The sequence below is a fragment of the Sulfitobacter aestuariivivens genome (assembly GCF_014763045.1).
In the GTDB taxonomy this organism is placed as follows: Bacteria; Pseudomonadota; Alphaproteobacteria; order Rhodobacterales; family Rhodobacteraceae; genus Sulfitobacter; species Sulfitobacter aestuariivivens.
Genome location: NZ_JACTAG010000003.1, coordinates 52,412 through 65,589 on the forward strand (window position 1 = coordinate 52,412; position 13,178 = coordinate 65,589).

The 13,178-nt window shown below is 60.3% G+C and carries 11 protein-coding genes and 1 riboswitch; of the genes, 7 read left to right on the plus strand and 4 right to left on the minus strand.

Annotated elements, in window-relative coordinates:
- Nucleotides 1-30: 30 nt before the first annotated feature.
- A complete protein-coding gene (locus H9Q16_RS18140) occupies nucleotides 31-1,428 on the plus strand; it encodes an MATE family efflux transporter (protein WP_191076897.1) in 1,398 nt (465 codons plus the stop codon).
- Here the strand turns inward: H9Q16_RS18140 and H9Q16_RS18145 are convergent.
- Complete coding sequence (locus H9Q16_RS18145; protein ID WP_191076898.1) at nucleotides 1,408-1,959, minus strand: gamma-glutamylcyclotransferase family protein; 552 nt, start codon at nucleotides 1,957-1,959, stop codon at nucleotides 1,408-1,410. The genes H9Q16_RS18140 and H9Q16_RS18145 overlap by 21 nt on opposite strands.
- Nucleotides 1,960-2,031: 72 nt before the next feature.
- Nucleotides 2,032-2,120: riboswitch (glycine riboswitch) on the plus strand.
- Nucleotides 2,121-2,265: 145 nt separating this feature from the next.
- On the opposite strand from H9Q16_RS18145, the gene gcvT reads away from it, so the two are divergent.
- Genes gcvT through gcvP form a run of 3 tightly spaced genes read left to right on the plus strand, consistent with a single transcriptional unit; the run spans nucleotide 2,266 to nucleotide 6,673 of the window.
- The gene (gene gcvT, locus H9Q16_RS18150; RefSeq protein ID WP_191076899.1) at nucleotides 2,266-3,390 is read left to right on the plus strand and encodes a glycine cleavage system aminomethyltransferase GcvT; all 1,125 of its coding nucleotides are present in this window, start codon (nucleotides 2,266-2,268) and stop codon (nucleotides 3,388-3,390) included.
- Between the two features lie 20 nt (nucleotides 3,391-3,410).
- Nucleotides 3,411-3,770: a glycine cleavage system protein GcvH gene (gene gcvH, locus H9Q16_RS18155; RefSeq protein ID WP_191076900.1), complete on the plus strand. Its 360-nt coding sequence runs from the start codon at nucleotides 3,411-3,413 to the stop codon at nucleotides 3,768-3,770.
- A 56-nt stretch (nucleotides 3,771-3,826) separates the two neighbouring features.
- Complete coding sequence (gene gcvP / locus H9Q16_RS18160; RefSeq protein ID WP_191076901.1) at nucleotides 3,827-6,673, plus strand: aminomethyl-transferring glycine dehydrogenase; 2,847 nt, start codon at nucleotides 3,827-3,829, stop codon at nucleotides 6,671-6,673.
- 83 nt (nucleotides 6,674-6,756) lie between these two features.
- Here gcvP and H9Q16_RS18165 read toward each other — a convergent pair whose 3' ends face one another.
- Nucleotides 6,757-9,273 carry an ABC transporter permease gene (locus H9Q16_RS18165; protein WP_191076902.1) on the minus strand — a complete coding sequence of 839 codons (2,517 nt, stop codon included), beginning with the start codon at nucleotides 9,271-9,273 and terminating at the stop codon, nucleotides 6,757-6,759.
- Entirely contained in the window at nucleotides 9,270-9,938 is a 669-nt protein-coding gene (locus H9Q16_RS18170) for an ABC transporter ATP-binding protein (protein WP_191076903.1), read from the minus strand. Before H9Q16_RS18170 ends, H9Q16_RS18165 begins: the two co-directional genes overlap by 4 nt.
- 51 nt (nucleotides 9,939-9,989) lie before the next feature.
- Here H9Q16_RS18170 and H9Q16_RS18175 point away from each other — a divergent pair, with 51 nt between their 5' ends.
- Nucleotides 9,990-10,631 carry an arylesterase gene (locus H9Q16_RS18175; protein ID WP_191076904.1) on the plus strand — a complete coding sequence of 214 codons (642 nt, stop codon included), beginning with the start codon at nucleotides 9,990-9,992 and terminating at the stop codon, nucleotides 10,629-10,631.
- A 4-nt stretch (nucleotides 10,632-10,635) separates the two neighbouring features.
- Nucleotides 10,636-11,253, plus strand: coding sequence for an SOS response-associated peptidase (locus H9Q16_RS18180; RefSeq protein ID WP_191076905.1), 618 nt, complete (start codon nucleotides 10,636-10,638; stop codon nucleotides 11,251-11,253).
- A gap of 98 nt (nucleotides 11,254-11,351) precedes the next feature.
- Here the strand turns inward: H9Q16_RS18180 and H9Q16_RS18185 are convergent, their stop codons facing one another.
- Nucleotides 11,352-11,558 (minus strand): cold-shock protein, encoded by a 207-nt coding sequence (locus H9Q16_RS18185; RefSeq protein ID WP_005851368.1) that lies wholly within the window; start codon nucleotides 11,556-11,558, stop codon nucleotides 11,352-11,354.
- A 278-nt stretch (nucleotides 11,559-11,836) separates the two neighbouring features.
- Between H9Q16_RS18185 and H9Q16_RS18190 the strand changes: the two genes are divergently transcribed.
- Nucleotides 11,837-13,168, plus strand: a complete 1,332-nt coding sequence (locus H9Q16_RS18190; RefSeq protein ID WP_191076906.1) for an NAD(P)-dependent oxidoreductase — start codon at nucleotides 11,837-11,839, stop codon at nucleotides 13,166-13,168.
- Nucleotides 13,169-13,178: the final 10 nt, after the last annotated feature.

A 13,178-nucleotide genomic window follows, 5' to 3' on the forward strand; every position in this document is an offset into this window, starting at 1 on the left:
GAAAAAGGGTGAAACGGGGGACCGCGCCCCATGGCTGATGCACAGGCAAAGTTTCTGACGGGGAACCTTTTTCGTCATACCACGGTAATGGCGCTTACCTCTTCCGTGGGTCTGATGGCTGTCTTTCTGGTCGACTTTGTCGACATGATTTTCATTGCCATGCTGGGTAAGGCCGAATTGGCGGCCGCCATCGGCTATGCGGGTGCGATCCTGTTCTTCACGACCTCGTTCGGCATTGGGCTTGCCATTGCGGCAGGCGCATTGGTTGCGCGCGCATTGGGGTCCGGCGATGAGGCATTGGCGCGCGAGCGGACCACGCATGCGCTGACCTACGGTGTGATCTTTGGGGTGATTTTTTCCATCATTGTCTGGATATTTCTGGCCGATCTTGTGGCGCTGCTGGGGGCCACCGGGCATACGGCGGATCTGTCGGTGCATTTTCTGGCGATCATCCTTCCTTCCGTTCCGTTCCTAATGGTGGGGATGATGGGCGGGGCAATATTGCGGGCGCATGGCGATGCGCGCCGCGCCATGATGGCGACGATTGCAGGGGGTGTTGTGAATGCGGTGTTGGATCCGATCCTGATTTTCGGGCTGGATCTGGAACTGACGGGTGCCGCGATTGCCTCGTCCATTGCGCGGGTCGTGATCGCCTTGGTGGCCATACTCCCGCTGATCCGGATTTATGGCGGCATCGCGATGCCGCACCTGCCGGGAATGCGGCGCGATCTGATGCCGGTTCTGTCCATCGCCTTTCCCGCCATACTGGCGCAGATTGCCACCCCTGTGGGGCAGGCGTTCGTGACGCGCGCGATGGCGGGTTATGGGGAGGCTGCGGTGGCTGGCATGGCCATCGTGGGGCGCCTGATCCCGGTCGCATTTGGTGTGGTCTTTGCGCTGTCGGGTGCGGTTGGCCCGATCCTGGGCCAGAACTTTGGCGCGGGTAACATGAGCCGCGTGCGCGAAGGCTTCAGGGCCGCAGTCTGGTTCACGGCCATCGTCATAGTACTGGTTTCGGCAGTGCTTTTTGTCCTCCGGGGGCCGATCGCGGCCTTGTTTGAGGCTGACGGGATTACCCGCGAACTGATCTACCTCTTCTGCGGACCGTTATCGCTGCTGTTTTTCTTTCCGGGCATTCTGTTCGTCGCCAACGCAGCCTTCAACAACCTGGGCCACCCGTTCTATTCCACCTATACCAACTGGGGGCGCAATGCGGTCGCGCTGATCCCGTTTGTCTGGGCAGGTTCGGCACTTTATGGCGCACCGGGGGTGCTGATCGGACAGGCCGCGGCGGGTGTGCTTTTTGGCGTTATCGCCTGGGTGCTGGCGTTGCGGGTCATCGCACGAGGCGGCGGGGAACGCGAACCCAAAGAGGCGATTTTTGGCCGCGAAGGCCGGCTGATGACGCTATTTCACGCGCGTCGGTAGTGCCGCGAGGTGGTCATCCACCAATGCCTCTTCTGCCTTGGTCAACTGATGATACCGCGCGTACCGCGGTGCCGCGCGGTCATCCAGGATGGGGGTCTCCCACCCTGCCGTGCTGGCAAAAAAGCGGGCCACGCCGTCTTTTCCATATTCTCGCAGGAATCCTTGCACGACGATGTCGAGATAGCTTAGCACAATGAACGGGTTGGCGGTGACATGGCGGGTATCGGTGACGGTGTAGTGGGATACATCGGGTGCAGGCGACAGGGCATGTGAAACCGCGCCGCCAGACGCGACCCGGGCATAGGCGGCCTCGCGTTGATCAAGCGCTGCCCAATCCGCCCCCGGAACCGCGGCAATCAGTCCATCGATGCTGACATCTGCTGCGGGTTCCACCGACAGATAGACTGCTGCGCGCGCGGGGGTCTGCACCCACGTGCGGCGCCAACCACTGAGGGAGGCCGGTTGCGCGTCAGGATAGGCATGGGTGGCGCGGTTGACGAGGCTGCCGTAGCCGAAAAAGTAAGGTGTCATGAGCTTTATTGAGCATTTTCAGCGACCTGCTACAAGCGCTTGACGGCACGGTATGCCGCAGCATACGTAAAGGTATCCGTCATGGGAGAATCGCCCGCAAGGACGATGCCGAAGGAGCAACCGCCCCGGAAACTCTCAGGCTCATGGACCGTGATGGAAAAAGACACTCTGGAGAGAGCCCGGGTTTCGGGCCGCCGAAGGGATAACGATCTCAGGCGAAAGGACAGAGGGGGCATCGAGGGCTGCTGATCAATCAGCGCGTTGATGCCGGATGTCTGTGGGCTCCGGAATAAGGGGAGGGGACCCATGAGCGATCTGCACCGTACGCCACTTTACGATCTGCATGTGGAACTTGGCGCCAAGGTTGTGCCTTTTGCGGGATATGAGATGCCCGTGCAATACCCGCTTGGGGTCATGAAGGAACACCAGCACACGCGCAGTGCTGCCGGGCTTTTCGACGTCAGCCACATGGGGCAGGTGATCCTGTCAGGCGAAAGCTGGGATCATGTGGCAAGGTCGTTTGAGGCCTTGATCCCGCAGGATGTGCTGGGTCTGGAACAGGACCGCCAGCGGTACGGGTTCTTCACCAATGAAACAGGCGGTATCGAGGATGATCTGATGTTCGCGCGGCGCGGCGATCATTTGCTTGTTGTCGTCAATGCGGCCTGCAAGGAAGCTGACATTGCCCGCATGCGCGCGGCAGTCGAACCCGAGATACAGGTCACCGAGATCACCGATCGCGCGTTGATTGCGCTGCAGGGCCCCAAGGCAGGCGCAGTCATTGCAGGGATGGATGCGCGCGCCGACGAGATGGCGTTTATGGATGTTGCCGATCTGACGCTTGACGGGATTGAGGTTTGGGCATCGCGGTCAGGATACACCGGCGAAGATGGTTTCGAGATTTCCGTTCTGGCAGATGAGGCCGAACTGCTGGCGCGGAAGTTGCTGGCGCACGAGGACGTTAAGGCCATTGGGCTGGGCGCGCGTGATTCACTGCGGCTGGAGGCCGGTCTTTGCCTTTATGGCAATGATATTGATGCGGACACCAATCCGATTGAGGGCGCTCTGAACTGGGCGATCCAGAAAGTGCGCCGGGCGGGCGGAGACCGTGCGGGTGGATTTCCCGGTGCGGCAGCAATCCAGGCTGCATTTGCCGTTGGTATAAAGCGCAAGCGGGTCGGGTTGCGGCCCGAAGGCCGTGCGCCGATGCGCGACGGCGTCGAGATATTTGATGCCGAGGTCGGCGGTTCGCGCGTCGGGGTGGTCACCTCGGGCAGCTTTGGGCCAACGGTCGGTGGACCTGTCGCCATGGGCTATGTCGCCACGGATCATGCCGCGACTGGCACCTCGTTGTGGGGCGAGGTGCGCGGTAAGCGGATGCGATTGAGCGTTGCAAACCTGCCTTTCGTGACGGCAAACTTCAAAAGATAATCAGACATGAGGAGAGACCAATGAAATTCACAGAAGAACACGAATGGCTGCGCGAGGAAGATGGCGAAATGGTTGTTGGCATCACCACCCACGCGGCTGAGCAGCTTGGCGATGTGGTCTTTGTCGAGCTTCCGGATGAAGGCACGACCGTCAGCAAGGATGACGAAGTCGTCGTGATCGAAAGCGTAAAGGCAGCTTCAGACATTCTTGCGCCCGTAGATGGCGAGATCACGGAAGTGAATTCCGCGCTGACGGACAATCCGTCTATGGTCAATGACGACCCTCAGGGCGAAGCGTGGTTCTTCAAGATGAAGATTAGTGATGCAAGCCAGATGGACGACTTCATGGATGAGGCGGGATACCAGAAGTTCATCGGCTGAGCCCTGATCAGCCTGCTGGATTTGCATATTTTCGGAACATTGAAATGGGGGGTGATATGACCTTCAAGCCAACGGACTATCTGCCTTATGATTTTGCGAACCGCCGTCACATCGGCCCGTCGCCGGCTGAAATGGACGACATGCTTGAGGTTGTGGGCGTAGACGATCTTGAGGCGCTGATTGATGACACGGTGCCAAAAGCCATTCGCGCCAAGGCACCGCTGGATTTCGGGCGTGCCAAATCTGAGCGCGAAGTGTTGGAACACATGCGCAAGACAGCGGCAAAGAACACGGTTCTGACGTCGCTTATCGGACAAGGGTACTACGGCACCGTCACCCCGCCAGCGATACAGCGCAATATTCTGGAGAATCCTGCATGGTATACGGCCTATACACCGTATCAGCCGGAGATATCGCAGGGCCGTCTTGAAGCGCTGCTGAACTTCCAGACGATGATTTCCGATTTGACTGGGTTGGAGGTTGCGAACGCGTCTCTCCTGGACGAGGCCACAGCCTGCGCCGAGGCGATGACAATGGCGCAGCGGGTGTCAAAGTCCAAGATGACCGCGTTCTTTGTCGATCAGGATTGTCATCCGCAGAACATCGCCGTGATGAAGACGCGCGCGGCACCCTTGGGGATTGAGGTAATTGTCGGGGACCCCAGGGAAATGGATGCGAGTGCCGTTTTTGGCGCGATCTTTCAGTATCCGGGCACAAATGGACATGTGCGCGACTTTTCCGACCCGATTGCCGCATTGCATGCCCACCAGGGGGTCGGCATCGTTTCTGCAGATCCGCTGGCGCTTACGCTGCTCAAAGAGCCCGGCGCCATGGGCGCGGATATTGCTGTCGGTTCTACCCAGCGGTTTGGTGTGCCGGAAGGCTATGGCGGGCCGCACGCGGCCTATATGGCGTGCAAGGACGCGATGAAACGTGCCATGCCGGGTCGGATTGTGGGCGTGTCGATTGATGCGCACGGAAACCGGGCATACCGGCTTTCGCTGCAAACCCGCGAGCAGCATATCCGGCGCGAGAAGGCCACGTCGAACGTCTGTACCGCGCAGGCATTGCTGGCCGTCATGGCGTCGATGTATGCGGTCTTTCATGGGCCGGAAGGTCTCAAGGCGATTGCGCAGCGGATCCACCGCAAGACGGCGCGCTTGGCGGAAGGGCTAAAGCAGGCCGGCTTCGACGTGCGTCCCGCGACCTATTTTGACACGATTACCGTTGACGTGGGATTGTTGCAGCGTGGCGTGCTGGCGGCGGCGGTTCGCGAAGGGGTGAACCTGCGCAAAGTGGGCAAGACCAAGGTGGGGATCAGCCTGGATGAACGGTCCAAGCCCGCCACGATCGAAGCCGTCTGGCGGGCCTTTGGCATTGACCGCGAAGACAAGGATTACACGCCGCATTACCACATGCCGGAAAAGCTGATCCGGCAGACAGATTTCCTGACTCATCCAATTTTCCACATGAACCGCGCCGAAACCGAAATGATGCGCTACATGCGTCGATTGGCGGACCGTGATCTGGCGTTGGACCGGGCAATGATCCCTCTTGGATCGTGTACGATGAAGCTCAATTCAGCAGCCGAGATGATGCCGGTCAGTTGGCGAGAGTTTTCGCTGATGCACCCTTATGCGCCCAGCGATCAGGCGCTGGGGTATAAGGAACTGATTGACGATTTATCGTCAAAACTGTGTGACATCACCGGGTATGACGCCATCTCCATGCAGCCGAATTCCGGCGCGCAGGGGGAATACGCCGGGCTGTTGTCTATCGCGGGCTATCATCGTGCGAACGGCGAGGATCATCGCAACATCTGCCTTATCCCGATGTCCGCACATGGCACCAACCCTGCCTCGGCTCAGATGGTGGGATGGAAGGTTGTCGTCGTGAAATCGGCGGACAACGGCGATATCGACCTGGAAGACTTCCGCGCCAAGGCAGAGCAGCATGGCGAAAACCTTGCAGGCTGCATGATCACCTATCCATCGACCCATGGTGTGTTTGAAGAAACGGTCACCGAAGTGACCAAAATCGTGCACGACCATGGTGGACAGGTCTACATTGACGGGGCCAATATGAACGCCATGGTCGGCCTGTCGCGACCCGGTGACATTGGCGGCGATGTGAGCCATCTCAACCTGCACAAGACTTTCTGCATTCCGCATGGCGGTGGCGGGCCGGGAATGGGCCCCATCGGCGTGAAGGCGCATCTGGTGCCGCATTTGCCGGGGCATCCCAATCAAGAGGGCGCCGCGGTGTCGGCGGCCCCTTACGGTTCGCCTTCGCTGCTGCCGATCTCTTGGGCCTATTGTCTGATGATGGGGGGCGAGGGTCTGACGCAGGCGACGCGGGTGGCGATTTTGAATGCCAACTATATCGCCAAGCGTCTCGAAGGGGCCTATGACGTGCTTTACAAGGGTCCCACGGGCCGCGTCGCGCATGAGTGTATCTTTGACATCCGGCCCTTCGAGAAGACCGCAGGCGTGACGGTCGATGATGTGGCAAAGCGCTTGATCGATTGTGGTTTTCACGCGCCCACCATGTCGTTCCCTGTGGCGGGGACGCTGATGGTTGAACCGACCGAGAGCGAGACAAAAGCGGAACTGGATCGGTTCTGCGATGCAATGCTCGCGATCCGCGCCGAGATTGCGCAGATCGAAAAGGGCGATATGGATCGGGAAAACAACCCGCTCAAGAATGCGCCACATACGGTCGAGGACTTGGTGACGAACTGGGGTGACCGGCCCTACACCCGCGAGCAAGGGTGTTTCCCGCCCGGGGCATTTCGCGTTGACAAGTATTGGCCACCGGTCAACCGGGTGGACAACGTGCATGGCGACCGGAACCTGATCTGCACATGTCCCCCAATGGAGGACTACGCCGAAGCGGCGGAGTAGCGTGGGCGATTTTAGAACTGCGGGCACCCTTGAGGACATCTTTGTGGCTGGCCGCAAGGGGTTCCTCCATTTGACATGCGAGCCTACTCGCGTGCGCGCAGCACCTGTGCAGGGCGCGCGTTGAGGGCCCGCCAGGCGAAGCCGATTCCGGCCAGAACGGTTGCGAGGATCCCGCCAGCGATGATCAGCAGCGCTGAGGGCCAGATCACGGTATACGCGGTCTCCATCACAAAGGTACTGACCGCCCATCCGGCCAAAATACCGCTGAGCAAGGCAACCATCCCGGCAAAAAGCCCCATCAGCCCGGCCCGGATCAGAAAGCTGGCGGCGATAGCGCGGCGGGAGGCCCCAAGCGTTTTTAGAACCGCGGCCTCGTAGGTTCGCGCGTTCGTTCCGGCAGCAGCCGCCCCAATTAGCACAAGGAAACCGGTCAGCAGCGTCGCCAGTGCACCATAGGAGGTTGCCGCCGCCAGACCTGACAATACCCCGGACACGCGGTCTATGGCATCGCGCACGCGAATGGCGGTAATGTTGGGATAGGCCTGCGCCAGATCGCGCAGGATTGCGGCTTCGGCATCTTCCTCTGCATAGACGGTAGAGATGAAGCTGTGCGGTGCACCCGCCAGTGCTGAGGGGTTCATGGTCAGAATGAAACCCATCGCCGCGCCGGAATAGTCGACTTCCTGAAAGTTCACGATGGTCCCGGTGATGTCGCGGCCCAGGATGTTGATCGTCAGGGCATCGCCCAGGTTCAGCCCCATTTCTTCGGCTTCTTCCGCGGCAAAGCTGATCAATGGCGTGCCGCTGTAATCCTCGGGCCACCATTCTCCGCGTGTCAGCTTCGTGCGCGGGCCGGGTGTGGCTGCATAGGTCACGCCCCGATCGCCGCTAAGGACCCAATGATCACCCGCCAAATCCTGCGCCGGCTGGTCATTGATCTGGGTTATGACACCGCGCAGCATTGGCGCGCTTTCGATCCTGCTGACGGCGGAATCGTTTTCCAGACGTTCGGTATAGCCAGGCATCTGGTCTTTCTGGATATCCACGAAGAAGTATGAGGGCGCAATGTCAGGCAGGTTGCCGGTGATGGCCTTGCGCAGGTTGCCGTCGATCTGGCCTACGGCGGCAAGAACGGACAGGCCCAGCCCCAGCGACAGCACCACCGCGCCTGCCCCTTCGCCCGAGCCGCTGATCGCGCTGAGCGCCCATCGTAATCGCGGCCGCCCACGCGCGATCCGCGCCGCGCGGCGTGACAGAATGCGGATGAGTACGGCGGTCACCGCAAGCAGAACAAGCGCGCCAGAGATCCCCCCCAGGGTCCAGAGCGTCAGCCACCAAGAGCCATTGAACCAGCCCGCAAGACCGACGAGCACGGCCGCGATCAGGACCGTCAGCGCAATGTAGCGCCACGCGGGCAAGGCGCGCGCGCCGTCCCAGGCATCGCGGAACAATGTTGCCGCGCGCACGTCTTCGCTGCGCGCCAGTGGCCATAGCGTGAAAAGCAATGCTGTGAGCAGGCCGTATATTGCCGCCTCTGCCAACGGCGCAGGATACAGCGCAAAGGAGGCCGGAATCGGCAAACGCGCCTCTATCAGCGGGGCCAGTATCAAGGGCGCCATGGCGCCGATGACAACACCAAGCGCGACACCAACCAGTGACAGCACCCCGATCTGCAGAAAATATGTCTGAAAGATCGTGGCACGGACCGCGCCAAGGGCGCGCAGGGTGGCGATGACTTCGGTCTTGCGGGCGAGATAAGACCGCACCGCAGCCGAGACGCCCACGCCCCCCACGGCCAGGCCCGAAAGCCCTACGAGGATCAGGAACGCGCTGAGGCGATCCACAAAGGTCGCTATTCCCGGCGCCCCGTTGCGCGCATCGGTCCAGCGCATGCCGCTGCCCTCAAACCTTGTCTCAGCCGCCGCCTCGATATCAGCGAGCGGGGCGTCTGATGCCAGATCAAGACGATATTTGCTGTTGAAAAGCGTGCCGGCAGACAGCAATCCCGATCCGTCAAGTGCGCTGCGTGGTACCATCGTGCGTGGGCCAAGAGCAAAGCCGCTGGCCGCTGAATCCGGTTCGTTTACAATGCGCGCGGATAAACGGAACGCCTTGGTGCCCAACGAAAAGGTATCCCCCAGTTCAAGACCCAACCGGTCAATCAATGCGCGTTCCATCACCGCGCCGGGGGTGCCATCCACCTCAGCCAGGGCATCAGCCAGCGGGATATCCGGTGCTAACGCCATTTGGCCTACAAGGGGGTAGGCGTCATCGATCCCCTTGATTTGGGTTAACGCACGGTCTTCCCCCACCACAGCCATGGAACGAAACTCGACAATCTCGCTCACCGCTTGGGATTGCGCGGCCATCCATTCAAGTTCCTGCGCCGTGGCAAAGCGATAGGTCAGTTCCAGCTCTGCATCTCCGCCCAGCAGTGCGGCACCTTCCCGCTTCAGTCCGGCATCGATCGCCGCGCGTACGGACCCCACAGCCGCGATCGCCGCGACACCCAGCGCAAGGCACGCGAGAAACAAGCGAAACCCTCTCAGCCCCCCGCGCATCTCGCGACGGGCAAAGCGAGCGGCCAGCACAAGGCTCATGCGACCCGCCCGTCGGAAAGCCTGATTACCCTGTCACACCGGTCAGCCAGCGTTGGATCATGCGTCACCAGTACCAGCGTCGCGCCAAAGCGGTCGCGCATGTCGAAGAGCAAATCCATCACCGTCGCCCCGTTGGAGCTGTCCAAATTGCCCGTCGGCTCATCCGCCAACAGAATGGCAGGCTGGGGCGCACAGGCCCGGGCAAGCGCGACCCGCTGCTGTTCGCCTCCGGAAAGTTGCGCGGGATAGTGTGCAAGCCGGTGGCCCAGTCCAACGTTTTTCAGCGCTTCTTCGGCTTGGTCAAAAGCATCGGTGTTGCCCTCTATTTCCAGCGGCGTCGCCACATTCTCAAGCGCCGTCATGGTGGGGATCAGATGAAAGGATTGAAACACGATCCCCATCCGCCCTCGCCGGAATCGCGACAATGCATCTTCGCTCATTAAGGTTAGGTTTTGGCCCAACGCCTCGACAGTGCCGCCTGTGGCTTGCTCCAACCCACCCAGAACCATCAGCAGCGACGACTTTCCCGACCCGGACGGTCCCGTCAGCGCCACCGTCTCGCCTGCGTCTACCGTCATGGAAATACCACGCAGGATCTCAACCGCCCCGGCATTGCCCTTGAGCGAAAGAACCACATCTTCAAGATGAAACACAGGGGTCGTCATGCGGTGCGGCCTTTTGCTAGGGTTGTCGTTCGATATGGAGGTTCTGAAAGCATGCGCAAGGCGTTGATTGGGTTTGTTGTTCTATACGCGGGGGCGGTTCAGGCGGATCAGTCTGTGATCGTTGCGCTTGGAGACAGCCTGACGCAGGGTTATGGGCTGCCTGCCGAACAGGGATTTGTGCCGCAAATGCAAGGCTGGCTTGATGCCCAGGGGGCAGACGTTCGGCTGATCAATGCGGGGGTCTCAGGGGACACGACCGCGGGCGGATTGGCGCGGGTAGAGTGGACGCTGACGCCGGACGTCGATGGTATGATCGTCGCGCTGGGCGGAAACGATGTGCTGCGCGGCTTGCCACCCGAAGAGGCGCGGCAAAACCTGGATGGCATTCTAAAGGCGGCGAAGGCCGCAGATGTCGTGGTGCTGCTGGTGGGCATGCAGGCTGGTGGCAATTTTGGACCGGCCTACAAAACGCAGTTCGATGCGATCTATCCAGATCTCGCGGCGGCCTATGACGTGCACTTCGCCGAAAGCTTCTTTGTCGGATTGCATGAGAATGGATCATTACCCGAGTTCGGGGCCCTATTGCCGCTCTTGCAGGCGGATCGTTTGCATCCCAACGCAGAAGGTGTCGCACAGATCGTTGCGGGGCTGGGGCCTTACGTCCTGCAACTGACCGAGGCAATAAAGGAGTGATATTATGCCGGGCCGCTTGTTCCTGACCTCTGAAATGGCAGCGCTTGGTGCGGTGCTGGGACAGGATATGGGCGATTTGGACGCGCAGGTGCCGCGCCAGAACATCGCCCCCGGCGAGCAGATCGTCACCCTCACATCGGAGGGGTTCCAGCAGATGCGCTGGGGGATCATTCCGGTAGGCCGCGTTAATGCGCGCGGACGTCCGGTCATGGAAACACTGATCAACGCCCGATCAGAAACCGTGTTTGCCAAAACCGCTTTCGCTGGTGTCGGGCGTGCCGTTGTTCCTGCAAATGGCTGGTATGAATGGACCGGTGAGAAGCGGCGCAAGACCGCTTGGCGGATCCGGCCATCTGACGCAGTTTTTTTGTGGTTTGCGGCCATCACGGATGTTTGGAAAGCACCGGGCGGCTTGCACGTGGCGCAGGTGGCAACGGTGACATGCCCGCCAAATGCAGACGTCGCGCCGATCCATCATCGCATGGGGGTTCTGTTGGAGCAGGGCGATATCCCGTTTTGGCTGGAAGGGAACGAGCAAGAGGTGACCTCTTTGATGACGCCTTGGCCAGAAGGGCGGTTGGTGATCGAAGAGGCAACCGGGGTCGATTGGGAGGGGGCGTAGCCAGACCCGTTGGGCGGGTTGCCCGGGCTCGTGGATGCTGAGCCACCAAAAAAAGCGGGAACCGCAGTCCCCGCTTTCTCAAATCTCTCAAAGGCGCGTCAGGCCAGTGCGATATTCGCCGCGCTTTCACGGCCATCACGGCCCGCTTCCACGTCAAATGTAACTTTCTGGTTGTCGGCCAGCCCGGTCAGCCCCGCACGTTCGACTGCCGAAATGTGGACAAAGATATCTTTGCCGCCGCCATCCGGGGCGATAAAGCCATAGCCCTTTGTTGTGTTGAACCATTTTACGGTGCCAGTTGCCATGACCCCATTCTCCTATTTGTTCCTGCCCACGGAATGCGGCAGCGCGGCTCTTGGAAGATTGTCGTGCTGAGCCGTATGGAGCAGTCATCGCAAGTCTTACGCGTAGCACGGTCGATATTGCGACGCCCAAAGTCTAAAGCAAGCAATTTTCAACCACACCGATCAACAGGCGGGGGTCCGCGCATGAAAATTGAGCAGGCAGAATTTTACCAGTTGATAAAATTTCTGATCCGTGAGAGCGTTTTGATATCGATACACACACCAGTGAAAGGCCGCCCATGCCAGCAGACGTCTTTGAGCCCGGAATCAAGAGTGCACGGCTGGAACCTGCCGCCTATGAGACACACTTCGAGGATTTGCATCCGCCACTTGATGACCACGAGGCGCTGGTTGCTGCTGATCGCTGCTACTTTTGCCATGATGCCCCATGTATCACAGCCTGTCCGACCGACATCGATATTCCGCTGTTCATCCGCCAAATCGCAACGGGCACGCCGGATGCGGCCGCTAAGACGATCCTGACACAAAACATCATGGGCGGAATGTGCGCCCGTGTCTGCCCTACCGAAACACTGTGCGAAGAGGTTTGCGTGCGTGAGGTGGCCGAGGGCAAGCCGGTGCTGATTGGCCAGTTGCAACGCTATGCCACGGACCATCTGCAACGTCAGGGCACCCATCCGTTCGTGCGTTCTGCGTCTACTGGCAAAACGGTGGCCGTGGTTGGTGCGGGTCCGGCCGGGCTTTCCTGCGCGCACCGTCTGGCAATGCACGGGCATGACGTGGTCGTCATGGACGCAGCCCCCAAACCCGGTGGGCTTAATGAATACGGCATTGCCGCATACAAGACGCCGAACCAATTCGCCCAGGCCGAAGTGGCGTGGCTGTTGCAAATCGGTGGCATCGAAATCCGTCACGAGACAGCGCTGGGCAAGGACATGACCCTTGCCGCATTGCGCGAAGGCTTTGACGCGGTTTTTCTTGCCACGGGCCTGGGCGGGGTCAATGCGCTTGGGATCGACGGGGATGACAAGGAAGGTGTGACAGACGCGGTGGATTTCATCGCTGAGTTGCGGCAAGCCAGCGATCTGGCGCAGGTCCCGATCGGTCGCGATGTTGTTGTCATCGGCGGCGGAATGACGGCGGTGGATGCCGCTGTGCAGGCCAAGTTGCTGGGCGCCTTGAACGTGACGCTGGTCTATCGCCGGGGCCGCGACCGCATGAACGCCTCCGTGTTCGAGCAGGACCTGGCCGCTTCAAAAGGCGTGCGGATTGTGACCCATGCGGTACCCACTGCGATGCATGGCAACGGTGCGGTCCGCGAGATCGAATTCGAGTATGTCGACAACCAGATGCGCGGTACGGGGCAGACACTAAGGTTGCCGGCGGATCAGATTTTCAGGGCAATTGGCCAGACGCTGAAAGGCGACGACCTGCCTGATCTGGAGGGACGCAAGATCAAGGTCGCAAGCGCCGGGCAGACATCACTTCAGGGTGTTTGGGCCGGCGGGGATTGTGCCTCTGGCGGCGATGATCTCACGGTGACGGCGGTGGCCGAAGGGCGCGATGCGGCCGAAGACATGCATAACACTTTGATGGGGGACGATGGGTAACACCGCCCAT